The organism is Rhodopila globiformis (assembly GCF_002937115.1).
Classification (GTDB): domain Bacteria; phylum Pseudomonadota; class Alphaproteobacteria; order Acetobacterales; family Acetobacteraceae; genus Rhodopila; species Rhodopila globiformis.
Genome location: NZ_NHRY01000216.1, coordinates 45413 through 68795 on the forward strand (window position 1 = coordinate 45413; position 23383 = coordinate 68795).

19 protein-coding genes are annotated in these 23383 nt (G+C 70.7%); 3 read left to right on the forward strand and 16 right to left on the reverse strand.

Going from position 1 to position 23383, the window contains the following annotated elements; genetic code table 11:
* Positions 1 to 12 precede the first annotated feature (12 nt).
* From CCS01_RS20150 to CCS01_RS20165, 4 genes are all read right to left on the reverse strand, one after another.
* Positions 13 to 1302 (reverse strand): arsenic transporter, encoded by a 1290-nt coding sequence (locus CCS01_RS20150; RefSeq protein ID WP_104520563.1) that lies wholly within the window; start codon positions 1300 to 1302, stop codon positions 13 to 15.
* Complete coding sequence (locus CCS01_RS20155; protein WP_104520564.1) at positions 1302 to 2552, reverse strand: MFS transporter; 1251 nt, start codon at positions 2550 to 2552, stop codon at positions 1302 to 1304. Before CCS01_RS20155 ends, CCS01_RS20150 begins: the two co-directional genes overlap by 1 nt.
* A 762-nt stretch (positions 2553 to 3314) precedes the next feature.
* Positions 3315 to 3899, reverse strand: coding sequence for an NnrU family protein (locus CCS01_RS20160; RefSeq protein WP_239992323.1), 585 nt, complete (start codon positions 3897 to 3899; stop codon positions 3315 to 3317).
* A gap of 153 nt (positions 3900 to 4052) precedes the next feature.
* Positions 4053 to 4265: a hypothetical protein gene (locus tag CCS01_RS20165; RefSeq protein WP_104520565.1), complete on the reverse strand. Its 213-nt coding sequence runs from the start codon at positions 4263 to 4265 to the stop codon at positions 4053 to 4055.
* 92 nt (positions 4266 to 4357) lie between these two features.
* Here CCS01_RS20165 and metB point away from each other — a divergent pair, with 92 nt between their 5' ends.
* Positions 4358 to 5674 (forward strand): cystathionine gamma-synthase, encoded by a 1317-nt coding sequence (gene metB, locus CCS01_RS20170; RefSeq protein ID WP_204848367.1) that lies wholly within the window; start codon positions 4358 to 4360, stop codon positions 5672 to 5674.
* 615 nt (positions 5675 to 6289) lie between these two features.
* Here the strand turns inward: metB and CCS01_RS20175 are convergent.
* The 8 genes from CCS01_RS20175 to CCS01_RS20210 form a co-directional block, all read right to left on the reverse strand.
* On the reverse strand, positions 6290 to 6760 hold the full coding sequence (locus CCS01_RS20175) for an MmcB family DNA repair protein (protein ID WP_104520566.1): 471 nt from the start codon (positions 6758 to 6760) through the stop codon (positions 6290 to 6292).
* A gap of 13 nt (positions 6761 to 6773) precedes the next feature.
* The gene (locus CCS01_RS20180; RefSeq protein WP_104520567.1) at positions 6774 to 7064 is read right to left on the reverse strand and encodes a 4a-hydroxytetrahydrobiopterin dehydratase; all 291 of its coding nucleotides are present in this window, start codon (positions 7062 to 7064) and stop codon (positions 6774 to 6776) included.
* A 10-nt stretch (positions 7065 to 7074) separates the two neighbouring features.
* Positions 7075 to 8214 carry an NAD(P)H-dependent flavin oxidoreductase gene (locus CCS01_RS20185; protein WP_204848368.1) on the reverse strand — a complete coding sequence of 380 codons (1140 nt, stop codon included), beginning with the start codon at positions 8212 to 8214 and terminating at the stop codon, positions 7075 to 7077.
* Between the two features lie 210 nt (positions 8215 to 8424).
* Positions 8425 to 8997, reverse strand: coding sequence for a DNA-3-methyladenine glycosylase I (locus tag CCS01_RS20190; protein ID WP_239992324.1), 573 nt, complete (start codon positions 8995 to 8997; stop codon positions 8425 to 8427).
* Positions 8994 to 10148: an acyl-CoA dehydrogenase gene (locus tag CCS01_RS20195; RefSeq protein ID WP_146101863.1), complete on the reverse strand. Its 1155-nt coding sequence runs from the start codon at positions 10146 to 10148 to the stop codon at positions 8994 to 8996. The genes CCS01_RS20190 and CCS01_RS20195 overlap by 4 nt, the downstream gene beginning before the upstream one ends.
* Before the next feature lie 353 nt (positions 10149 to 10501).
* Entirely contained in the window at positions 10502 to 11062 is a 561-nt protein-coding gene (locus CCS01_RS20200; protein ID WP_104520569.1) for a chloramphenicol phosphotransferase CPT family protein, read from the reverse strand.
* 140 nt (positions 11063 to 11202) lie between these two features.
* Positions 11203 to 12132 carry a cysteine synthase A gene (gene cysK / locus CCS01_RS20205; protein WP_104520591.1) on the reverse strand — a complete coding sequence of 310 codons (930 nt, stop codon included), beginning with the start codon at positions 12130 to 12132 and terminating at the stop codon, positions 11203 to 11205.
* Positions 12133 to 12235: 103 nt separating this feature from the next.
* Entirely contained in the window at positions 12236 to 12661 is a 426-nt protein-coding gene (locus CCS01_RS20210; protein WP_239992325.1) for an RrF2 family transcriptional regulator, read from the reverse strand.
* A 423-nt stretch (positions 12662 to 13084) separates the two neighbouring features.
* Between CCS01_RS20210 and CCS01_RS20220 the strand changes: the two genes are divergently transcribed.
* Together CCS01_RS20220 and CCS01_RS20225 are read left to right on the forward strand one after the other, a co-directional pair.
* A complete protein-coding gene (locus CCS01_RS20220; protein WP_104520572.1) occupies positions 13085 to 14503 on the forward strand; it encodes an NAD(P)-binding domain-containing protein in 1419 nt (472 codons plus the stop codon).
* A 1128-nt stretch (positions 14504 to 15631) separates the two neighbouring features.
* Positions 15632 to 18733, forward strand: coding sequence for a DEAD/DEAH box helicase (locus CCS01_RS20225; RefSeq protein ID WP_104520573.1), 3102 nt, complete (start codon positions 15632 to 15634; stop codon positions 18731 to 18733).
* Between the two features lie 301 nt (positions 18734 to 19034).
* Here the strand turns inward: CCS01_RS20225 and CCS01_RS20230 are convergent, their stop codons facing one another.
* From CCS01_RS20230 to CCS01_RS20245, 4 genes are all read right to left on the reverse strand, one after another.
* The gene (locus tag CCS01_RS20230; RefSeq protein ID WP_146101864.1) at positions 19035 to 19478 is read right to left on the reverse strand and encodes a hypothetical protein; all 444 of its coding nucleotides are present in this window, start codon (positions 19476 to 19478) and stop codon (positions 19035 to 19037) included.
* Positions 19479 to 19761: 283 nt separating this feature from the next.
* Positions 19762 to 21132, reverse strand: a complete 1371-nt coding sequence (locus CCS01_RS20235) for an LLM class flavin-dependent oxidoreductase (RefSeq protein ID WP_104520575.1) — start codon at positions 21130 to 21132, stop codon at positions 19762 to 19764.
* Between the two features lie 2 nt (positions 21133 to 21134).
* Entirely contained in the window at positions 21135 to 21887 is a 753-nt protein-coding gene (locus tag CCS01_RS20240) for a hypothetical protein (RefSeq protein WP_104520576.1), read from the reverse strand.
* A gap of 948 nt (positions 21888 to 22835) precedes the next feature.
* Positions 22836 to 23378, reverse strand: a complete 543-nt coding sequence (locus tag CCS01_RS20245; RefSeq protein ID WP_104520577.1) for an acyl-CoA thioesterase — start codon at positions 23376 to 23378, stop codon at positions 22836 to 22838.
* Positions 23379 to 23383 lie beyond the last annotated feature (5 nt).

Genomic DNA, 23383 nt, shown 5'->3' on the forward strand with positions numbered 1-23383 from the left:
ATCCTCCTTTCTTCAGAACAACAACCGGGAGACAAACACGCCGCCGATGGCCAGCGCCAGCGCCGGCGGCATCACCAGCAGCCCGAGCTTCAGGAACGTCCAGGCGCCTACCCGGATCCCCTCCCGCCGCAGCGCCGCCAGCCACAGGATCGTCGCCAGCGATCCCGTCACCGACAGGTTCGGCCCCAGGTCGACGCCGATCAGTGCCGCGGCGCGCACCGGTTCCGGCACCTGCGCGATCTCTACCACCCGGCCCGCCAGCAGCCCGGTCGGCAGGTTGTTCACCAGGTTGCAGCCGACGGCGATCACGCCTCCTGCCGCCCAGGCCGCCTTCGCCACGGACTGCCGCGCCAGCTCGCCCAGCAGCGCCGCCAGTTGCTGCGTCACGCCGGTATGGCCCAGCGCCTCCACCAGCACGAACAGCCCGGCCACCAGAGGCAGCACGCCCCAGGAGATCCCCCGGACCAGCCGCACCGGCCCGCTGCGGGTGACGATCATCACCAGCAGCGCGGTCCCGGCCCCGGACGCGAAGGTCGGCAGCCCCAGCGGGAGGCCGAGGAACGAGACCGTCACCAGCCCCACCGCCGTCACGGCAATGCCGAACGCTGCCACCTTGCCGCCCAGCGACAGCATCGGCAGCGCGATGCCGGACGAAACCGGGTCACGCAGCGCGCGCCGCTCGGCCAGCCGCAGCATCACATAAGTTGCGACGATCGCCAGCACCGACGGCAACGTATACAGCGGCAGCCACGCGAGCAACGGCGGCATGTGGCGGCCGTAGATCACCAGGTTCGCCGGATTGGAGATCGGCAGCACGAAGCTCGCGGCATTGGCGATGAAGGCGCAGACGGCGAGGTAGGGCAGGGGCCGCTTCACCTCCGCCGCCCGGGCCACCGCGGCGACGGCGGGGGTCAGCACCACGGCGGTCGCGTCGTTCGACAGGAACACCGTCACCAGGATGCCGACGCCATAGACCAGGGTGAACAGCCGCCGCGGCGAGCCGCGCGCCAGCTTCACCGCCCGTGCCGCCAGCCAGGTGAACAGCCCCTGCTGCCGCGCCAGCTCGGCCAGCAGCATCATGCCGGTCAGGAACAGGTAGACCTCGGTGCCCTTCAGCACCCCGGCCAGCGCATCGTGCGCCGGCAGCAGCCGCAGGCCAATCAGCAGCGCGGCGCCGGCGATCGCCCAGATGAACTCCGGCCACGCGAACGGCCGCAGGATCACGCCCAGGACCGCCGCCGCGGCGATCCCCCACACGGTCCAGGGCGAGGTGAGCAGGGGCGAAGCCGCCAGCGCGTCCATCAGGCGGCCGCGGCGGACAGGCCGGCTTCCGCGGCGGAGGCCCGGGTCTCCGGCATCAGCAGCGCGAAGAAGGCGAGGGCGCAGCCGGCGATCGCCGCGAGATACAGGAACCCGGTGGCATAGCCGAACCACTGCACCACGAAGCCGGCGGTGGCGTTGCTGAGGCTCGCGCCGATGCCGACAGCCAGGGCCGTCAGCCCCTGCGCCAGGTTGAACCGCCCGGTGCCGCGCATCAGGTCGGAGGCAATCAGAACTGAAATCACGCCAAAGATCCCCGCGGCGACGCCGTCCAGAAGTTGTATCGCGACCACCGCATACGGCCCGGCGGCAATCGAGAACAACACCCCGCGCACCGGCAGGATCCCCAGCGCCAGCAAAAAGATCGGCTTGCGCCCGACGCCGCGGGCCGAGGCCCGGCCGACGCACCACGCAACCCCGACCATGACAAGCTGCGCCGCAATGATGCAGGCCGACAGCGCGATGGTGTCGGTTCCCGGATGGGTCTTCGCCAGCACCTGTCCCGCCATCGGCAGCATGGCCGCGTTGCCGAAGTGGAACAGCACCACCGAGGCCAGGAACACCACCAGGTCCCGCTTGCGCAGCAGCTCCCGGAACGGAATCGGCTCGCACCGGTGTGCCGGGTCCTCGCCGCCGCGCGCCCGGTCGTGGTCGATCTCGCCGGGGTTGATCAGCGTCACGACCATGGCGCTGGCGACGGCGAAGCCGCAGACCAGGTAGAAGATCCAATCGTAGCCCAGGAACTGCCCCATCGCCCCGGCCAGCACCGCGGCGGTCAGGTTGCCGGCATGGTTGAAGCTCTCGTTGCGGCTGATCCGCCCATCCAGCAGCCGCCGCCCGACCAAGCCGAGCGAGACCGCCGCGATCGCCGGCGGGATCACCGCCGAGGCCGCGCCCAGCGCTGCCTGCGCCGCCATCACGGTCCAGAAGCGTGGGACCAGGACGATCAGCAGGCAGCCCAGGGCGACCAGCAGGCCCGAGGCGGCGATCAGCCGCCGCTTCGCCCGCGCCGAGTCGACCAGCAGCCCGGCCGGGACCTGGCAGATCGCCGCGCTGATCGACGCCGCCGCCATCGCCAGCCCGATGGCGCCCGCGTCCCAGTGCTGCGAGCCCTTCAGGAACACCGACAGGAACGGACCGACGCCGTCGCGCACGTCGGCCATCAGCAGGTTGATCGCATCCAGCCCATGCAGCGAGCGGGCGGATGCCGGATGTGTCCGGTTGCCGGCCATGCCGCCGCCCTTACCGGTCCGGCGGCGGGGCCGTGGCCGGGTCAGGCGGCGCGGTCGGCAGGGCGAGCGCCGTCGCGAGCGTGATGGTCAGCCAGACCGTTGATGTCCGCATTGTCTCCTCCGGGCGCAGTCGGTCGGGCTCGGCAACCGCCGTGCCAGTTCCAACGACGTGAAACGTCAGTGGTTGTCCGACCCGCGAAACGCCGCGCCGTCGGCTTTGGGCTTGGGGAGAAACAACCGATCCGCCGGAGCGGGCGCACCAGCCCTTCCGCGTCATAGCGGCCGCAGGCCCCATTGGCGTTAAAATAGCGTGGCGGCGGCACGATGCTTGCCATTCCGTCATGGCCCGGCTTGTCCGGGCCACCTGTTCCAGCACTGTGCCGCGACAGGTGGCCCGGACAAGCCGGGCCATGACGAGGAGGCAACAGCCAGCCCTATTTTAACGCCAATGGGGCGCAGGCCCGCCATCCACGCCTTTGCCCCGATCCGCACCGCAAGGCATGGATGGTCCGCCTTCGCGGACCATGACGCGGAGAGGACGGTGCCCCGCACCCAATGACGCGGTAATTTCCTGATGGGTCCTTTGCGGACGTCCCGGGCCTGCTGTCGGGACACCCGGGCAACCCATGGCCCCGGAACCCGGGCAACCCATGGCCCCGGATGCCGCGGTATCATGGCCAGGCCCGCAGGCCGGGCCTCCGGTCCCGCCGGTCCGCGGACGTTCCCATCAGCCCGCGGTTGCGTTGCGAAGTCCCGGTCCTGTCAGCCCAGGACGCGCACGCCAATCAGCACCGGGTGCAGGAAGATCATCGCCACATAGGCGACGGTGCCGCCGATGAGCGCGATGGCGTCGGCCCGGGTGAACGCCGGCACGCGTGAGGCGCCCAGGTCGCCGCGCCGCTTGACGGCGATCCGGTCGTACACCGCCCAGGCCAGGAACGAGCCGAACAGCAGCAGTCCGCCGAGGTCGCCGTTGGCCAGCAGGTGCGCCAGCGCCCAGATCTTGACCGCCACCAGCATCGGGTGGCGCAGCCAGCCCCGGATCCGCCCGGGCGCCTTGCCCGAGCAGGCCAGCGCCACGAACGCGAACCACATCAGCACGATCGCCGCGTCGCGCCCCCACGCCGGCGGCGTCCACAGCGGGATCCTCCCCTGCGCCTGGTACAGCGAGAACCCCCAGACGATCAGCGCGAACCCGGCCAGGGCGATGATGGAGTAGATGGCCTTGAAGGGATTCGGCCCCAGGCTCTCGATCAGGTGGGCCCGCCGGTCGCGGAAGGTCGTGAAGGTGTGGGTGCCGAGAAAGATGACGATTCCCAGGACCAGGATCAGCATGGCTGTCAGCATGAGGGTTCCCCGTGTTGTCTTTGCGGGGCCGTATAGCACGCGCAATTGTCGCGCGGCAGGCCCGGTTTTCCCGGACGTGACGAAGGCGCAACTCCGGATCTGGCGGGAGCGTCCGCTGAACGGAGCCCGTGGAGGCCGGACAAGTCCGCGGGGTCAGTCCTCGATCGATTGCGGATTGAAATTCCGTACGTGACCGGTGCGGACCATCTGTTCCGCCGCTTGCCGGGCATCGGCGGTCGCAGGCCACAGCGTCTGGTCAAGCTCCGCCACCCGGACATCGGTGGCGATGAACCGCACGCCGTTCTGCTGCCGCACGGCTGCCCCGACCAGGCTGCCATCGACCTCGATCTGAACCGAATGCCACATGGCGGAAGCCTCCGGTCGTCGACGGCGCGGGGATGCGTCGCCGAGAAGATATACATCTTATACACGTGGGCAAAAATCAACCCACCACCGGCATGAGTAAAAAGATCCGCAACCGCATCGGCTGCTCCGCCCCGCTGGCTATCTCGCTGGCTATCCCGCTGGCGATCCCGCTGGCGATCCCCCTGGCTATCCTGCTTGCGGAACGCCCGGCGCGCGACGTAAGCGGAGCGTCCGCGCAGGAGGATGGGTTGATGGCAGGCAACAGGGCGCCACAGACGGTCGCGGCGGCGAACGGTATCGGCAGCGACAGCGCATTCGGCGCAGTGGCGCCGCCGCTGTATCTGTCGAGCACCTTCACCTTCGACGGCTTCAACCGGCCGCGGACCTACGACTACACCCGCGCCGGCAACCCGACCCGCGATGTCCTCGCCAACACGCTGGCGCAACTGGAGGGGGGCGCGGGGGCGGTGATCACCGCGACCGGCACGGCGGCGATCGACCTGGCGCTGGCCAGCCTGGAGCCGGGCCACCTGGTCGTTGCGCCGCACGACTGCTATGCCGGTACCTGGCGGCTGCTGCGCGCGCGCCAGGCGAAGCGGCAATTCGCCGTCGTGTTCGTCGATTTTGCTGACGAGAGGGCGTGGACCGCCGCCCTGGCGCGCGGGCCGAAGCTCGTGCTGGTCGAAACGCCGAGCAATCCGCTGATGCGCATCATCGATATCCGCAAGACCGCGGCGCAGGCGAAGGCGGCCGGGGCGAAGGTCATCGTCGACAACACCTTCCTGTCGCCGGCGTTGCAGCAGCCGATACGGCTGGGCGCGGATCTTGTGGTGCATTCGACGACCAAGTTCCTGAACGGCCACTCCGACGTCGTCGGCGGCGCGGTGGTGGCGGCGAGCCAGCGGGATCACGAGGATCTTGTGGCCTGGGCGAACGTCACCGGCGTGACCGGAGCGCCGTTCGATGCCTACCTGACACTGCGCGGCGTCCGCACGCTGTTTCCCCGCATCGAGCAGCAGCAGAAGAACGCTGCCGCCGTCGCGGCTTTCCTCTCGTCGCATGCGGCGGTGGCGGCGGTGCATTACCCCGGGCTGCCGGCGCACCCGAACCATGCCCTGGCCCGGGCGCAGCAGAGTGGCTTCGGCGCGATGCTGAGCTTCGAGATCGCCGGCGGCAGCGAGGCCGTTCGCCGCTTCGCCGAGGCGATCCGGGTGTTCACCCTGGCGGAATCGCTGGGCGGGATCGAGAGCCTGGTGGCGCATCCCGCCACCATGACCCATGCCAGCATGACGCCCGAAGCAAGGCAGGCCGCCGGGATCAGCGACAGCCTGCTGCGGCTGTCGGTTGGCCTGGAAGCCGAGGCGGACCTGCTGGCCGATCTGGCGCAAGGACTGGCGGCTGCGTCGTAGCGCGCGGGTTGCGTGCGGCGGAAGCCAGACATTTTTGGCCCGTTACTGGCATCAATCATTCCGTCGTGCGGAAAGAGATCAACGTCAGCCGGCGATCCGGGCGTTCCTGGCGGCAGGCGTGCCGGGGCATGTGATTTTCGGGTCGTGGCCAGTGGTGAAGTTGTTATTTCAACGTAGCAGAATTCTGCCGTTGCGCCCGTTGCCCATGCTGCTGGCCGCCTGCTCCGGACCGAGGAAGCGGATCGGTGCCAATCCATGGCGACCGCCGGTCGCAATGAATTCTTCTCTGCGGCCTCTGCGCCCCGCTCTGCGGTCTCTGCGTCGAATCGCGGTGGTTGCGGCGCCACCGGCGCTCGGGTTGGGCAACTCACTGGCAACGCCGTTCTTTGTTGCGGCACCGCATTTTTTCGACGCAGAGACCGCAGAGCGGAGCGCAGAGTGCGCAGAGAAGGGATTGGGGCGACCTGCGGCCGCCGCGCGTCTGCACCGTTCGGTGCCTCCCGATCCAGCGCGGCAGGCGATCCGCAGAACGTTTGTCAGGACAGGACTGTCGATCCCGGGCGGTGTCGAGAGCAGGCCGTGGCAACTGCCGGGTCCCGGGAACCGCGGCCCGGCTCAATCCTCGTTCAAACCCAGGGTCAGGTCCGCCACGCCCATCGGATCCTCCAGCGCCGCCAGCCGCCCCGCCGCCAGCCAGGCGAAGCGCTCCAGCAGCGCCTTGCGCCGCGGCGTCGGCAGGCGGATGCACAGCGGCTCGCGGATCACCTCGGCCTCATGACCGGCGCAGACGATCAGCCCGGGATCGGGTGGCAGCACATCCTGCGGGAAATCGCTGTCCACGGCGAAGAAGAACTGGTCGCAGAACGGCTGGTATTCCGCCCACTTTCCGTCCGCCAGGTAGTCGCGCAGCCCCGACTTGACCTCGATGCAGGCAAAGCCGCCGCCCGGCTGCAAGGCCAGGATATCGGCGCGGCGGCCGTTCGCCAGGCGGACTTCGTGCAGCGGCGCCCAGCCCAGCCGCAGGCACAGGCGCGCGGCGGCGCGGCGGACCAGGGTCGTGCGTTCCGGGAAGCCGATGCCGTCCATCAGCCCAGCCCAGTCAGCCCAACAAAGCGTCGATCGCCTGCGCCAACTGGACATCGTTCTGCGTCAGCCCGCCGGCGTCGTGCGTGCTGAGTTCGATCCGCACCGTGTTCCAGACGTTCGACCAGTCCGGGTGGTGGTCGAACTTCTCCGCCAGCAGCGCGACCCGGGTCATGAAGCCCCAGGCCTGGCTGAAATCGGCGAACCTGAACTCGCGCCGGATCGCCTCCTTGTCCAGGGCGCGGGACCATTGCGGGATCTTCGTGCCCAGTTCCGACAGCTCGGTCTCGGTCAAACGCGTCGCCATGCCGACCTCCCTACAATGATTGGGCCACGCGCTGCATGTCCTCCAGCGCCGCGGCGAAGTCCGTCATGAACCCGGCGACCACCTGGCGGCAATCGGGAATATCTTCCACCAGCCCGACGCCCTGGCCGACGAAGTAGCTGACCAGCGCGCGCGCCTGCGCGTTCCCCGCCTCGGCGGCGCGGGTCGCCCGGGCCATCGCCGGCTCGCTGAGCATGCCTTGCAGCGGCATCGGCAGCGGGGCGGGGCTGTCCGGGCCCTCCCAGGCGTCGGTCCAGGCCGAGCGCAACTGCCGCGCCGGCTTGCCGGTGCGCCCGCGCGAGCGGACCGTGTCGCGCGACCGCGCCGCCACCATCTTCTCGCGGAACACCGGCGAGGTCTCCGACTCCACCGTTGCCAGCCAGACCGAGCCGGTCCAGACGCCCTCCGCCCCCATCGCCATGCAGGCGGCCATCTGCCGGCCGGTCATGATCCCGCCGGCGGCCAGCACCGGCACCTTGCCCTGCGTCGCGCGCAGCACCTCCGGCACCAGCACGAGCGTCGAGACCTCGCCGCAATGCCCGCCGGCCTCGCCGCCCTGGGCAACCAGGATGTCCACCCCGGCGGCGACCTGCCGCTCGGCATGTTCCCGTGCGCCGACGAGGGCGGCGCAGGGGATGCCATGCTGGCGGGCACGCTCCCGCATCGAGGCGGGCGGCACGCCCAGCGCGTTGGCGATCAGGCGGATGGGGTGGCGGAAGGCGACGTCCATCAGCTTCTCGGCGGTCTCGAACTGGTAGGACGGCAGGCGGTCCGGGTCCTCGCGCGGGTCGCGGCCGGCGGTCGGATCGACGCTGTGGCGGCGCAGCAGGTCGTGTACGAAAGCGCGGTGGCTGTTGGGGATCTTGCCCGCCAGGCTGCCCTGGGTGGCGCCGGCCTCGGTGCGGAACGCGAGATTCTCCGGCACCAGCAGGTCAACGCCGTAGGGATGGCCGTCGGTATGGGCGTCGATCCAGGACAGCTCGATCTCGAGCTGTTCCGGGGTGGTGCCGGCGGCGCCGAACACGCCGAAGCCGCCGGCGCGGCTGACCGCGGCGACGACGTCGCGGCAATGGCTGAAGGCCACCAGGGGAAAGCCGATCCCCAGCATCTGGCAGAGTCGGGTCTGCATCATGCGGACATCCTCAACGCTGGGTCTACGTCGGGCGGCGGGCAGGCATAGGGCGTTTTTCCGGTCCACGCGTGATGGTCCGCCCTGGCGTGGGCGCGCAGGATCACATCCACGGCGGTGGCGGCCGTCACCATGGCGACGCGCGCCAGCCTCTTGCGCTGACGTCATCCTGCCTGGCATCGGCCAGCCGCCAGATCGCGTCGCTGTTCTGCATCAGCGAGTCTCCTCCCCATGCCGGAAACAGCCGGCGAGGTGGTCGTCCACCATGCCGGTCGCCTGCATGAAGGCATAGCATATGGTGGAGCCGGCAAAACGGAAGCCGTTCCTCTTCAGGTCCTTGCTCATGGCGTCGGATTGCGGCGTCGTCGCCGGCACCTGCGCGGGGCTGTCCCAGGCGTTGCGGACGGGGGTGTGGCCGACGAACGACCACAGGTAGCGGTCCAGGCTGCCGTGGCGGGCGATGGCGGCGAGCGCGGCGCGGGCGTTGTCGCGGGCCGCGAAGATCTTCAGCCGGTTGCGGATCAGCGGCGAGTCCGCCAGCAGCGCTTCCAGGTCCGCGTCGGTCATGGCGGCGACGCGGGCGATGTCGAAGCCGTGGTAGGCGGCGCGGTAGGCGTCGCGGCGGGCCAGCACGGTGCGCCAGGACAGGCCGGCCTGGGCGCCTTCCAGCACCAGCAGCTCGAACAGCGCCCGGTCGTCGTGCTGCGGCACGCCCCATTCGCGGTCGTGATAGGCTTGCATCGTCGCGTCGGCGTTTTCCGCCCAGGCGCAGCGGCGGATCGTCACGGCGCGCCTCCGCCGCCGCGCAGCGCCGCCGCGCCAAGCTGGACCTGCCGCGCGAGGCGGGGGCCGCGGGCGATGCCGAGCGTGGCGTCGAGGTCGGAGAGGATGGCGGCGAGCGGGTCGTCCTGCCTCGCGCCGGGCGAAACGTGCCCTTGGCCAGGGATGGGGAGGCGGCTATCCGCGACCGGGTCTGAACCGGCATCGCCAGGCGTGGATGGCGGCCCGGAGCCTGTGCCCGGGCTTTTGTTCCGGGTAGCCGCCATGACGACGGGCGGCGGCGTCATGCCGGCGAACATTGCCCGCAGGCGGGCGACGATGTCCGTCGCCAGCAGCCGCAGGCCCACCAGCGTCGCGTCGCCGGTGCGGAAGCTTCCGGCGTCGAGCGCCGCGACCACGGCCTGTGCGCCGGCGGCGAACACGGCGGTCAGGGCGACGACGGCGCCCAGCGCCTCGGCCTGTTCCGCCGGACCGCCGGCGCACAGGCCGATGGCGTGGCGCAACGCGCCGAGGGTGGCGAAACTGCCGACGGCATCCTCGATGTCGCGGAACGGCAGCGCCATGCGGTCATACGCGGAGCCGGGCTCGCCGAGCAGCGCCGCGTCCGGGACGAAGCAGGCGTCCAGCGTCAGCAGGCAGTGCCGCGACGGGCGCAGGGCGTGGAAGCCGGGCATGTCCGCCATCGCCAGGCCCGGCGTGTCGCGCGGCACGATGAAGGCGCCATAGCGCTTGCGGCCTGCCTCCTCGGCGGTGATGGCGAAGACGATGATGGCGTCGGCGGACGGGCCGTTGGTGACCCACGCCTTCTGCCCGGCCAGGCGGAAGCCGCCGTCAACCCGCTCGGCGCGTGTGGTCAGCAGCTTGGGGTGCGCGCCGACGTTCGGTTCCGAGATCGCCACGGCCAGCGCCCGGCCGCGCCAGGCCTCGCGCTGCGCAGGGGGACCGAAGCCGAGGAAATGCCGGTACACCAGGTGCCGCCCGCCCCAGACACCGGCGATGCCCAGCAGTCGGGTCGCCTCCACCAGCGCCGCCTTGCCGCGGGCGATGGCGGCATAATCGTCCACGGGTTCCAGCAGTCCCGCCTCCCGCATGCCGGGCAGTGGGTCGGTTGCCGGATCGGGGCAGCGGGCAAGCCAGGCGGCGATACGGTCGTTCATGCCGCGACTGTGGCACGGGCGCGCCGGCGGCGACAGAGCGGCCGGCCGGCTCAATAAGTCTGCCTGCCACGACGGCAACCGCACCAGGCCGCGCGATGTCGCCCTGATCCTCAGCGGCTCTCGGCGGTGCTCCGTATCGTCTCTGTGCGAACAAAAAATACGCCATCAACCATACTGTCCCCGCCGGGGAGGCACCATCCCGGGCCGCGGCCGTGCCGGAAGCAAGACGCCCCCGACTCACGCATCCACGAATGCCACGCGCTGCCGGCTCCCAGCGACGGCAAGCCGCTCCTGAACGCCCGGGCCCAACCCGGTCAGGCAGGCTCCAAGGTTCGCTGCGGACGGATCGCCGGTCAAAGCCGGAAGGCGTCACGGATCATGCGCGCGCTCTCCAGAGGCGTCGCCACAGCCGTATCGATCTCCAGATCATAGGCGATGCCCTGGTGAACACGGCCGAACTGCCAACGCGCCAGGCCGATGGCCCGGTCGCCACGCGCACGCTCCCTGGCTTCCAGCACGGCCAGCGGCGCGAACAGGCCGACGAAGCGGACGTCGAACGGCGAAAGCAGCGCGCGGTACTCCGTCGCCTTCGTGGGGTCGATCATGACCTCATCCACGATCAGGTTGTTGCCTTGTGCCGCCATGGCCGCGACGGCATGGCGCATACCGCGCATGGCCTGCTCGACGACCGGGCCCGGCCGGATGACGATGCTCGGCCTGTCCTGGTCGCTGACTGGCTCGAACACCAACCCGTCCGGCTGGCCGAACAGCTTCTCGGGCACCATGTCGAGGAAAGCGTCCATCGCGACATGCAGGATCGGCGTGGCGGCAATGGCCTGGAGGGCGCGGGCCGTGGCGCTTTTGCCCACGCTGCCGACGCCGTTCAGGATGATGACATGCGGTCGCGGTTCCACGCATCCCTCCGCGGCGGGCGTTCGCTGCCGCTATCCTGACCGGAGACACCTCTGCCGGAAAGGGGCGGCATCGGCCCGGTTGACGCCCGAGGCACCAGGGCGGCCTCACCGGCTGGGTGGCGCCCGCCCGGCCGCCGCGCTCAGTAGCCCGCGAACAGCGGCGTGGAGAGGTAGCGCTCGGCGCCGGACGCCGCGATCCCGACGACCAGCTTGCCGGCATGCTCGGCACGCCCGGCCAGCGTGACCATGGCGTGCAGCACGGCGCCCGAGGAAATGCCGATGGGCAGGCCTTCCACCGCGGCGCAGCGGCGGGCGGCGGCAAACGCCTCGGCCTCGGACACCGCGCAGACCTCGTCGGCCAGGGCGCGGTCCAGCACGCCCGGCACGAAGCCGGCGCCGAGGCCCTGAATGCGGTGCGGCCCCGGGCTGTCGCCGGACAGCACGGCGCTTTCCTGTGGCTCGACGGCGACGATCCGCAGCCCCGGGCGGCGTGGCTTCAGCGCCCGGGCGATGCCGGTCAGCGTGCCGCCGGTGCCGACGCCGGCGACGACGACATCCACCAGGCCGGCGGTATCGGCCCAGATCTCCTCGGCGGTGCCGGCTTCGTGCGCGGCCGGGTTGGCCGGATTGTCGAACTGCCGCGCCATCCAGGCGCCTGGGGTGTGCGCCAGGATGGCCTCGGCGCGGGCGATCGCGCCGGGCATGCCCAGCCGCGCCGGCGTCGTCTCGATGTCCGCGCCGAGCAGGCGCAGCAGCTTGCGCCGTTCCGCCGAGGCGCCGTCTGGCATCACCACGATCAGCCGGTAGCCCTTCGCCGCCGCCACGAACGCCAGCGCGATGCCGGTGTTGCCGGATGTCGGCTCGACGATGGTGGTTTCGCCCGGCGCGATCTGGCCCACAAGCTCGGCCGCTTCCACCATCGCCAGGCCGATGCGGTCCTTCACCGAGCCGAGCGGATTGAGGAACTCCAGCTTGAAGGCGATGTCGGCACCCAGCGCATCCGCCGCCTGCAGCCGCGGCAGCCTGACGAGGGGCGTGCCGCCCACCAGGTCAAGCACCGAACCGAGCATGCAGCCGCGCGGCGCGACCGGGCGCGCCGGCAGCGCCACCGGCGCGAGCCCCGCGGCCGGTCCGGCCTGTTGCGCGGCGTTGTGCTGCTCCGCCATGGCCGTCTCAGATGACGAAATTCAGCGGTTCGCCGACGGGCTTGCGCAGGCCGGCCGCGGCGGCGCGCTTCAGCAGGTCCTCGATGGTCAGGGCCTCGGCGTGCGCCTGCGCCTGGCTGTCGAATTCGGTCCACAGCGGCTCGACCACCGCGCGCTGCAGGCGGCCGCTCAGGTCGAGGCCGCTGTCGTCCAGGCTGTTCAGGCCCACGGCGATGACGTCGGACAGCCTGATCAGCCGGGCCGGCCGGCCGAGGCGATAGCCGCCATGCGGGCCGCGCGTGCTGTCGAGCAGACGCTCCCGCGACAGGGCCTGGAGCAGCGGCTCGAGCGTGCGCCGCGCCATGCCGGTGCGTTCGGCGAGTTCCGCCGCATTCACGACCGTTTCGCTGCTGCCGTGGAACGCCACGTCCAGGACGATGGCCAGGGCAACCATTCCACGGTCCCGGCGCGTAAGGAACATGATCGTGCTTTGCTTTCTGTCGAGATGATTCGATGACCTACTGCCGGGAGCACGGCCTGTCCATCCCGCCGCGGGCCGTTCGGCCTGATGCCTGTCCTCTTCGCCGGCTGTCCGCCGGATCATCCGGGGGCGGCCGCGCCCGCGCCGGCTTTCCTGAGGCCGGCATCGGCGCCATGATGGGGGCGCTCCCGGAGGCATCTGCTCAATGGGCGTTGAAGCCGGGGCACAGGCGGTGCGCCTTCGTGGCCGGCGTCCGGCATGACGGCATGGCAACGACCGCCATTTGAGGCACAGAATTTCGTGGAATAAAGATTCCACGGCACGTCACAGCGCAATACCGCGCGGCACGCATCCACGGCGAGGAACCGCCGGAACACACCAAGGGAGGAAACCACAATGACCGGAACGCCGGATCCTGACTCTGCCGCCGCCACAGCCCTGCGCCTACTCGGGCCGGACCCGCAGGACTGGGTGCCCGAGCGGCCCGGCATCGATCACAGCGTGGCCGTGGTGGGCGGCGGGCAGACCGGCTGCGCCCTGGCCTTCGCCCTGCGCCGCGCCGGCGTCGGCCGGGTCACGGTGATCGACGCGGCCGACGACGAGGACAGCGCCGGGATCTGGCTCACCGCGGCACGCATGCAACTGCTGCGCACGCCCAAGAGCCTGCCGGGGCCGGAGCAGGGCATCCCGGCGCTGGGCTTCCAGGCCTGGTACGAGGCGCGCCACGGCCAGGCGGCCTATGCCGCGATCGACCGGATCCCGCGCCTGCTCTGGGCGGAGTACCTGGCATGGTACCGGCACTTCCTGAAGATCCCGGTGCGCTACCGCACGCGGCTGCAGCGGATCGAGCCGCTGGACGACGGCTTCCGCCTGCACCTGCTGATCGACGGGCGCCCGGCCACGGAGACCGCGCGCAAGATCGTCCTCGCCACCGGGTTCACCGGCAATGGCGGCGCCTACACCCCACCGGCGCTGGCCGGGCTGCCGCCCTCGGTGCTGGCGCATACCCAGGATGCGATCGACTTCGCCGCCCTGCGTGGCCGGACGGTGGCGGTCGTCGGCGCCGCGGCCTCGGCCTTCGACGCCGCGGGGGTAGCGCTGGAGCATGGCGCCGCCGCGGTGCATTTGTTCGCCCGCCGTCCGTCGCTCGCTGCCCTGCCGATTGCCCGGACGCGGCTGTATCCGGGGGCGTATGATCACTACCGGCACGTGCCGGACGCGATCCGCTGGCACCAGGCGGTGCGGTTCCGCCGCTTCGGCTCGACGCCGACCATTGATGCGATCGAGCGGACGGTGGCGTTCCGGAATTTCCACCTGCACCTGGCGGCGCCGTGGCACGACGCCCGGCTCGACGACGGCGTGGTGGTGGCCGAGGCCGCCGACGGGCGGTTCCGCTTCGACTTCGTCATCGCCGGCACGGGCTATTTCGTCGATCCGGCGGCACGCCCGGAGATCGCGGACTTCGCTGATCGAGTCTTGCTGTGGCGCGACCGGTACGTGCCGCCCGCGGAGGAGCGGGACGAGTTTCTCGGCAGCCATCCCTACCTGGGCGAGGGGCACGAATACCTGGAGAAAGTCCCCGGCTCGGCGCCGTTCCTGCGGGACATCCATGTGCACAATCCGGCCGGGTTCGTCAGCTTCGGCCTGCCGATTGGCGATGTGCCGAGCATGCGGCGGGATATCCCGCTGGTCGCGGGGCGGATCAGCCGCGACCTGTTCCTGGCGGACCTGAGCCATCACGAGCGGCGGATGGATGGGATGGTGGCGCCGGACTTTCCGGAGGAGGTGTATGCCTCGGCTGTCTGGAAAGGATGAGGATTGGAGGTCCTGGGGGCTGGTGGGAGAGCGGGATGGGGGCGGCCTGATGCCCGGGTGGTGCGTCCGGGGCGGCGGCAGCGTGGCGGATGTGGTATTTCTGTTCGCACAGAGAATAAAGGGAGCGTGACGGAGGGCCACAGGGGTCAGGGGGATATTGCGCGGCCTGGTGCGGGCGTCGCTGTTGTTGCGGGCGGATGGGGCTGTCGGGCCGGGTGACTTGCCTAAGGGCGCCTGCGCCAGCGGTGCCGGTACAATGCGCTTCGCGCGAAGCGCCATAGTTGCGGTGGCATCAGGCCTGATGCAGATTGACCGCTCCGTTTTTTTACGGACGCTTCAACCGTCATGGCGGTTGCCCGGGCACAGGCTCCGGGTCGGCGTCCACCCCTTACGGTGCTGATCCCGGCAAAAATGCCTGGATGGTGGACCTTCACCGACCATGACGCGGAGGGGCCGATGCGCCGGCTCCGGTGGATCGGTTATTGCGGCTCGGGCCTTGGGCTTCGCTGCGGGCGGCATCGCGATCACCGTCTTTCGCCCCAGAAGCCGGTCGCGTGGCACGACAGCAATATGCCCGCACCGCCGCCATCTGTGTGCATCTGTGTTTCCCCACTCCGGCACTCTCGGCGCGCTACGGACCGAGCGCCGGCGCTCAGGCCGGTATGCCGCATGATTGCTTGCCCGGCGGGGCAGGGGGAAACACAAATGCGCCGCGTCTCCGGCAACCCCGTCCGGTCAGACAGGCGCCCCGGCATCAACCGATCGCAGCGGCGCAAGGCCGGATGGATCACTGGCCCGGACCGCCGGGTTGACCCCTTCCCTGTGGCCCTCCGTCACGCTCCCTTCATTCTCTGTGGTTACATGTCAAAACGATCCACCCGCGCGCCCGCCGCCGGCGGTCCCCGGGCAACCGCAACCCAGGCAACCCCCGGCGCCTGACCAGAAGCCCTCCCACACTCACCACCGGTAACGAATCCGTGCGCCCCGACGCAAGCCAGCCGCCCGCAACACGGCCCACGGCTCGAAACTCTTGCACTCTCCACCCGAATAGGGCGTCTCTTTCGCCCCGGCCGGTGGCGCACCGAGTCGGCCCCTGTCGCAGCCAGCTCCCGAGGTCGTCTCCCGCCGATGCCGACGCCCTACTCGTCCCAGGACCTCGGCCGCATCTTCGATGCGCGCGCCCTGACCCGTGGCCGCAGCCTCGGGCTCGCCGGCGCGGTGACGGTGCGGCTCGAGGGCGATGCCATCACCGCGACGGTGCGGGACAAGGACGCGGCGCACAGCGTGCGCATCACGCCCTCGGCGCTTGGCCGGCGGGTGGTGTTCGACCACACATGCAGCTGCGGCGCCGCGAGCTGCGCGCACCGGGCCGCGGCGGCGCTGGCGGCGCTGGACCAGTTCCCGGCGCTGCGCAAGCCGGAACAGCAGACCTTCCTGGACGCCCTGACCGCCGCGCCGCCGGAGAAGGAGCGGCAGCGCGTGGTGTTCGAGCTGTCACCCGCGGACCCGCCGCAGACCGCCACGGTCACCACCATCCTGATCGGCGAGCGCACCGGCGTCGCCACGCCGACGACCCCGCGCGTGATCGCCGCGGACGCGCAGGCGGACGCCAGGGCGCGGGCGCTGGCGGCGGCGCTCGGCGGCGACGGGACGCGCACGCCCCTCTCGGCGCTGCGGTTCGGCGAGCTGCTGTCCGCCCTGATCGAGAGCGGCCAGGCGCGCTGGCACAGCGGCGGGCGGCGGCTGGTCCTCGGCGAGACCCGCGTCTTCCCCTCCACCGCAACGGCCAACCTGCCGCCCGGCTCGGGCGTCCTGGTGGCCGAGTCCGGGCCCTGGTACGTCGATGCCGCCAGCGGCGCCGTCGGGCGCATCCGCGTCCAGCCGCCGGCGCCGCCGCCAGCCCCCGCTTCCCGGCCACCGGAACCGTCGCGGCGGCGGCCCGCGGCCCCGAGCACCGAGCCGGTGATCATCGAGCGGCCGATGCAGCCGGTGGTGCGGCTGACGCGCTTCCCCTGCCCGGACGAGCACGGCCGCATCCAGACGCTCGACGCGCTGCTGGTCGAATACGACTACGGCGGCGCCGCCATCCCGTTCGACGACGACCGCCAGTTCGTCCGCGCCGAGGACGCCGGCAGCGTGGTCTTCGTCCGCCGCGACCGCGACGCCGAGGCCGCGGCGCTGGACGCCATCCGCCAGGACGGCCTGGCGCAGATGCGGCTGACCGCCGGCCAGGCAGGGAAGGGGCGGCTGGTGTTCGCCTTCCGCGGGCGCGACGCCGCCGAGGCCTGGCAGGCCTTCGTCACCGAGCGGCTGCCGATGCTCAAGGCGCTGGGCTGGCACAGCGTGGTCGACACCGGCTTCGGCCCGCGCCTGGTGGAGTCCGTCGGCGCCTGCGACATGGCAGTGGCCGACGGGCCGGGCGGCGGGTTCTCGCTGGATTTCGGCATCGAGATCGAGGGCGCGCGGCATCCGCTGCTGCCCATCCTGATGCGGCTGCGGGAACTCGGCGGCATGGCGGTGGCGAAGGTGGTCGACGGCGAATTGATCACCAGCCTCGACGACGGCCGCATCCTGAAGCTGCCGGCGGACCGCATCGCCCGGCTGCTGGCGGTGCTGGACGACATGATCGAGTCTGCTGGCCGCACCACCGGGGAGAAGATCGAGCTCGACCAGGACGCCGCGCCCAGCGTGCTCGACCTGGAGGAGCTGGTGATCACCCGCTGGCACGACGGTGCCGCCATCGCCGCGCACGTGCAGCGCTTCCGCGCGGTGACCGACATCCCCGAGGCGCCGGTGCCCGCCGGCTTCAAGGCCAGCCTGCGGCCGTACCAGCAGCACGGCGTCAACTGGCTGCAGCATTTGCGGCAGAACGGGCTGGGCGGGCTGCTGGCCGACGACATGGGCCTGGGCAAGACGGCGCAGACCATCGCGCATATCGTCATCGAGCATGACTCCGGCCGCCTGGACTGCCCGGTGCTGGTGGTGGTGCCGACCAGCCTGGTGCCGAACTGGACCGCGGAGCTGGCGCACTTCGCCCCGCACCTGCGCGTCGCCGTGCTGCACGGCGCCGATCGGCATGAGCAGCGGCGCGACCTGTCGGGCGTGCACGTCGCGATCACCACCTATACCGTACTGGCGCGCGACGTCGAGGAGATGGCGCAGATCGACTGGCACATCGTGGTGCTGGACGAGGCGCAGGCGATCAAGAGCCCCGGCGCGAAGGCGACGCACGCGGTGTGCCGGCTGCAGGCGCGGCAGCGGATCTGCCTGTCGGGCACGCCCATCGAGAACAACCTGGGAGAGCTGTGGTCGCAGTTCATGTTCCTGATGCCCGGGCTGCTGGGGTCGCGGAAGATCTTCTCCCGCCGCTTCCGCTCGCCGATTGAGAAGGAGGGCGACCCGGTGCGGCGGGCCCAGCTTGCCACCCGCATCCGCCCGTTCATCCTGCGGCGGACGAAATCCGCGGTGGCGACGGAACTGCCGCCGAAGCACACCATCCTGCGCCGCATCACCCTGGCGGACGACCAGCGGGAGCTGTACGAGACGATCCGCGCCTCGATGCACGCCAAGGTGCAGCAGGGCATCGCCGCGCGCGGCGTGGCGCAGAGCCACATCCTGGTGCTGGACGCGCTGCTGAAGCTGCGCCAGGTGTGCTGCGACCCGCGGTTGGTGAAGCTGCCGTCGGCATCGCTGATTGGCACCTCGAGCAAGCTGGACGACCTGCTGGAGATGGTGTGCGAGATGGTCGCCGAAGGGCGGCGGGTGCTGCTGTTCTCGCAGTTCACCGCGATGCTGGACCTGATCAAGCCGGCGCTGGCCAAGGCGGGGATTCCATTCGTCGAGCTGCGCGGCGACACGGCCGACAGGGCCGAGCCGGTGCGGCGGTTCGAGGCCGGCGAGGTGCCGCTGTTCCTGATCAGCCTGAAGGCCGGCGGGCGCGGGCTGAACCTGACCTCGGCGGACACGGTGATCCACTACGATCCGTGGTGGAACCCGGCGCTCGAGGACCAGGCCTCCGACCGCGCCCACCGCATCGGCCAGACGAAGTCGGTGTTCGTCTACAAGCTGATTGCCGCCGACACGGTGGAGGAGCGGATCGTCGAACTGCAGGAGCGCAAGGCGGCGCTGGCGACCCTGGCGCTGAGCGCCGACGGCACGGCGCTACCGGCCATGGATGCCGAGGATATCGAATTCCTGTTCGGCGCGGCGCCGCAGCGGCTGGCCGCGTAGGGTGGTTCCGCGGCGACGCGCGCCGTTCCCATACCGTCACGGCCCGGCTCGTCCGCATGCGTATCAGTACAGGCGATCTGGCGGAGCAAGGGCTTCTTCCTCTCGTCATGGCCGGGCGTGTCCCCATGCGTATCAGGATAGAGCGACGGTTGGAGAACGGCCTTTCCCTGATCGTCATGGCCGGACGAGCCGGGCCATGACGGAGAGGCAACGAAATTGGACGCCAGATCCTTCTGCGCGATCGCCTTGTCCTGGTAGCGACACGCCCGGCCGTGACAGGGTGGAACCGTCCCGGACCCGTCTACCGGAAGCCAGCCGGGACAGGCATCGCCGGCCGCTCCGCCAGCCAGGCGTCGGTCCAGCCCAGTCCGCCCGCCATCGGATCGATCGTCCGGACCTCGGTCTTGCCGGATCCTTTGCGCTGCAGGATGGCAACCGGCGTCACCCCCTGCAGGATCTGGCAGGCGATGGGGCCGGCAACGGGATCGCCCCGGCGCCGGGCAGCCAGACGATCGAGGTCGTCTTCCGTCTGGCACAGCACGGCGCCGGCATCCAGCCGTGGCCAGGCCTGGGGCTTGGCCTTCACCTCCGGCAGCATGGGCCTGGACTTCCTGATGATCAGGCCGGGCGCGTCAAACGTCACGTTGCTGCCCGATGACGGCTGCGCCCAGGTGAAGGTGCCGATCAGCGCCAGCGCGAGCCCGACGGCAGCCATGCCCCACAGCAGCGTCCTGGTACGCATCATTCTCCGGTCCGCTCGTTCCGATGCGCGTGTCTATGCGGCGAACCGCGGCGCTCGGCAAGATGTTCCGGCGCATAGAGCGGCGCGTCTTCCAGCGGCCCGCAGAGGCGACCCGTCCCGCCCTGTGCCGCCAGGATCGGTTCCTGCCGCATCGCCAGCATGATCGGACAGAGCAGCCGGAAGCACGGAAAGAATATCCGTGTGCATCCGCGGTCGCTTTTGTTGCGTAGAAACAACAAACGCACTGCGCCGCGGCCGGAACCGGTCAGTGGACCGGTCGCTGGTCTTACGCCCCCGGCCGGACCGCGGCCGCCGGATGGCTGGCTGGCAGGCGCGGGCCGCGGCCGAACAGCTTCTGCCGCAGCGTGCCAGGGGCATAGTCGCGCTTGTACACGCCGCGCGCCTGCAGTTCCGGCACCACCAGGTCCACCACGTCGGCAAAGCTGCCAGGGGTCAGGACATAGGCCAGGTTGAAGCCGTCCACGCCGGTGTCCGCCACCCAGGACAGCAGCGCGTCCGCGACCTCGGCGCCGGAGCCAACGAGCATCGGGCCGCGGCCGCCGATGGCGGCGTGGCGGGCGATCTCGCCCACCGTCCAGGTGCGGTCCGGATCGGCCGTGGTGAACGCCTCCAGCGCCGAGGTCATGGCGTCGGCCTTGTCGGTGAAGCGCACCACCTCGTCCGGCCGCATGGCGCCGAAGTCGAGGCCGGTCCAGCCCGACATCAGCGCCAGCGCGCCTTCCTCCGACACATGGCCCAGGTAGTCCCGGTACTTGTCCTGCGCGGCCCGGGACGTGCGGTCGGTGATCACTGTCATCATGGTGAAGATCACCAGGTCCGACGGGTCCCGTCCGGCCGCGGCGGCGCGGCGGCGCAGGTCCGCGGCGATGCCGCCGATGACCTTCTTCGAGGGGCCGTTGATGAACACGCACTCGGCATGGCGGGCGGCGAAGTCCCGGCCGCGGGTCGAGGCGCCGGCCTGGAACAGCACCGGCGTGCGCTGCGGCGACGGCTCGGAGAGGTGGATGGCATCGACCTTGAAGTGCGGCCCCTCGTGCCGGACGCGGTGGATTTTATCGGCGTCGGCGAAGCGGCGGCCCTTGCGGTCGCGCAGCACCGCGCCGTCTTCCCAGCTTGCCTCCCACAGCTTGTAGGCCGCCTGCATGTAGTCCTCGGCCACGTCGTAGCGGCCGTCGTGCGCCACCTGCCGTTCCAGCCCCATGCCGCGGGCGGCGCTTTCGAGGTAGCCGGTGACGATGTTCCAGCCGATGCGGCCCTTCGTCAGGTGGTCCAGCGTGCTCATGCGGCGGGCGAACGGGTAGGGGAGTTCATACGACAGCGCGCAGGTGACGCCGAAGCCCAGGTGCTCGGTCACCAGCGCCATGGCTGACACCAGCATCATCGGGTCGTTCACCGGCACCTGCACCGCCTGCTCCAGCGCGGTGCGCGGCGAGTCTTTGTAGACGTCGTAGATCCCCAGCACGTCGGCCAGGAACAGCGCGTCGAATTTCCCCCGCTCCAGCAGGCGGGCCAGATCGGTCCAGTACTCCAGCGTGTTGTAGCTGTCGGCGCGGTCGTCCGGATGCGTCCACAGGCCGGGCGACTGGTGCCCGACGCAGTTCATGTCGAACGCGTTGAGGCGGATCTGTTTCGGCATGGTCAGGACCGGTGCAGCGGGAACTGCATGGCGACGACCTCGGCGCCGTCCGCGCCGGCGGCGGCCTGGAACGGCGCGTCGTCGGGATAGACGAAGGCGCAGGACATCGCCGGCAGCGTCGCGCCGTCGTGGTCCAGGCTGCCGCGCGTCACCACCCAATACTGCCCGCGCCCCGCGGCCGGGTCCGGGCCGGTGACCGTGTCCCCGGCCGCCAGGCTGTAGCGCCAGGCGGCCATGCCGTCGGGCTCCGGCCCGAGCAGCGTCTCGGTGGCGGCGGACGGGGCGGCAAGCGGGCCGGCGACCGCCTCGCGATGCCGGCGATCGGGGATGGCGCGGAGCGCGACGCGGTTTTGCGGCATCGCCATGAAGCGGGCGCCGGGGTCGAAGCCATTCCGCAGCGTGAAATACCACACCCCCTCATCCGCGCTCGCCCGGATCGGCCCATAGGCGGTGTGCGCGCCGGTGAAGTGGACGGTGACCGGGCGGACCTCATGCAGCCCCAGCGTGGCGTGGCCGCCGACGACAAGCTGGAACTGGTCCTGCTGGTGGTAATGCGCCTGGGCGGTGCTGCCGGGGTCCTGCTCCACCAGGAAGGCCATCGGGAACAGCGCGTCCGGCGCCGGGTCGGGCGTGCCGGGGACCATGTTGTAGCGGGTCGTGCCGAGATACAGCGTGTGCCAGAACGTCACCCCGTCGGCGGCGGTGCCGCGGCGGCGGTTGGCGCGGGCGGTCTCGGCGGGGGCGAGCAGGGTCATCGTGCGTCTCCTTGCTGGCTTTGGCGGCAGATTGGCACAGCGGCGGCCGGGGGCAAACCGGGGGACGATCGCCGCGGGATCATGCGGCGCCTTGAAGTGGCGTTTGTCCAACGGCGCGATTGATGGCTGATGCCGGTTCTCGTGTGGATTCCAGGCGCTCGCGTTGGCGGAACCGGCGTGCCCGCGACCGGGAAAGAGGCAGATACCTCGCTGCTTTTCCGAATGGCGACAGCGGACCGCATGCGGGGTGGGGCATCTTGCCTTGATCGAGCGGCCGGAGGGCATCATGGATGACGCGGATGCCCGCCCGGAGGCGCGGGGAACGCTGTGCCGGCGGAGACTGCATGACATGATGTGGCCATCTCAGGCGCTTCGTGCGGCTGAGTCGTCGGCCGCTTGTATCCTGGCATGGCAAGCGCTGGTTTCGCCGCCCAAGGCCCATTACCAGGCGAAGCAGGCGAGACCGAAGAACATTTGATTTCATTTGTTTTCATTTGCGGTTAAATATCAAGAACGATCTGAGCCCGATGGAGGTGGAACGTCCGGGCGATGCTGTCGCTACCGGCACCTGGGCTGGACTTCGGGGCGGGACTTCGGCATGATCGTTGCGCGTTGCGACATGAATGCAGCCACGAATGAACACAAATGACGATGCGGGCGCCCCGTACCAACTGAGCGGCATGAACCCGTTCTTCGGGACGCTGATGTGAGTCTCGGGCCCGCCGATCGCGATCCCGCCGGCGCGGCCCGCCGCCATGCAACCAACCGTCCGGAGGCTGATGGCAGCGCCCCGCGGCGTTTCCCAGCGGAGCGGGAAAGGCCCCCCGACGATCCATGGAGCCGTCGCGGCGCCGCCGGTCGTAACGGCGCTTTGGACCCCGTCCCGGCAGGCTGTGCCGCGTGCGGGAATGCGCGGTTGCCTAAGCCCCTGGCGATCGGCCGGACCGCTCAGGCCGCCGCCGGAAAGGCGCGGGGCAGTCCCGCCTCATCCAGCGCGACCTCGATATAGTCCGCCGCCGCCACGCGCACGCGATCCTGGAGGTAGCGCCGCAGGGCATAGACCTCGACGCTGACGGTGATCGCGGTGCTGCCCGTCTTCCTGATCCTGGTATACGCGCAGACCACGTCGCCGGCTTGCACCGGGCGCAACAGGTCGAGCCTGGGCACCGCCGCGGTTGCGACCGGTCCCCTGGCCCGTGCGCTGGGCCCGTGCGCTGGGCCCGTGCGCTGGGCCCGTGCGCTGGCCGTCAGGCCGGCGGCCGCTTCCATCAGCGACGTCAGCCAGCCGGGCGATACGTCCTGCCCTGGTTCGCGATCCGCCTCTGATGCAATGACCCGCAGGGACAACTCCCCGACGGGACCAACGGCCTTCGCCCGCATGTCGCCTCGACGCCGGTAAGCCCGCGCCGCCGTTTGCGGCGGCGCAATCCCTGATCCTGGTTCCCCGAACCGGACACCAGCCGACGTCGGCATGTCCGGATGTTTCACCATAGCGT

Excerpts from the sequence above, each read along its gene's own strand:
- cysK (WP_104520591.1), bottom strand. The coding sequence starts at position 12,132 with ATGCTCGGTTCGGTGCTTGACCTGGTGGGCGGCACGCCCCTCGTCAGG.
- CCS01_RS20180 (WP_104520567.1), bottom strand. The coding sequence starts at position 7,064 with ATGGCGACGCGTTTGACCGAGACCGAGCTGTCGGAACTGGGCACGAAG.
- CCS01_RS20245 (WP_104520577.1), bottom strand. The coding sequence starts at position 23,378 with ATGGTGAAACATCCGGACATGCCGACGTCGGCTGGTGTCCGGTTCGGG.
- CCS01_RS20195 (WP_146101863.1), bottom strand. The coding sequence starts at position 10,148 with ATGAACGACCGTATCGCCGCCTGGCTTGCCCGCTGCCCCGATCCGGCA.
- CCS01_RS20175 (WP_104520566.1), bottom strand. The coding sequence starts at position 6,760 with ATGGACGGCATCGGCTTCCCGGAACGCACGACCCTGGTCCGCCGCGCC.
- CCS01_RS20150 (WP_104520563.1), bottom strand. The coding sequence starts at position 1,302 with ATGGACGCGCTGGCGGCTTCGCCCCTGCTCACCTCGCCCTGGACCGTG.
- CCS01_RS20165 (WP_104520565.1), bottom strand. The coding sequence starts at position 4,265 with ATGTGGCATTCGGTTCAGATCGAGGTCGATGGCAGCCTGGTCGGGGCA.
- metB (WP_204848367.1), top strand. The coding sequence starts at position 4,358 with ATGAGTAAAAAGATCCGCAACCGCATCGGCTGCTCCGCCCCGCTGGCT.
- CCS01_RS20230 (WP_146101864.1), bottom strand. The coding sequence starts at position 19,478 with ATGATGCGTACCAGGACGCTGCTGTGGGGCATGGCTGCCGTCGGGCTC.
- CCS01_RS20235 (WP_104520575.1), bottom strand. The coding sequence starts at position 21,132 with ATGCCGAAACAGATCCGCCTCAACGCGTTCGACATGAACTGCGTCGGG.
- CCS01_RS20225 (WP_104520573.1), top strand. The coding sequence starts at position 15,632 with ATGCCGACGCCCTACTCGTCCCAGGACCTCGGCCGCATCTTCGATGCG.
- CCS01_RS20185 (WP_204848368.1), bottom strand. The coding sequence starts at position 8,214 with ATGATGCAGACCCGACTCTGCCAGATGCTGGGGATCGGCTTTCCCCTG.
- CCS01_RS20155 (WP_104520564.1), bottom strand. The coding sequence starts at position 2,552 with ATGGCCGGCAACCGGACACATCCGGCATCCGCCCGCTCGCTGCATGGG.
- CCS01_RS20160 (WP_239992323.1), bottom strand. The coding sequence starts at position 3,899 with ATGCTGACAGCCATGCTGATCCTGGTCCTGGGAATCGTCATCTTTCTC.
- CCS01_RS20240 (WP_104520576.1), bottom strand. The coding sequence starts at position 21,887 with ATGACCCTGCTCGCCCCCGCCGAGACCGCCCGCGCCAACCGCCGCCGC.
- CCS01_RS20210 (WP_239992325.1), bottom strand. The coding sequence starts at position 12,661 with ATGGTTGCCCTGGCCATCGTCCTGGACGTGGCGTTCCACGGCAGCAGC.
- CCS01_RS20220 (WP_104520572.1), top strand. The coding sequence starts at position 13,085 with ATGACCGGAACGCCGGATCCTGACTCTGCCGCCGCCACAGCCCTGCGC.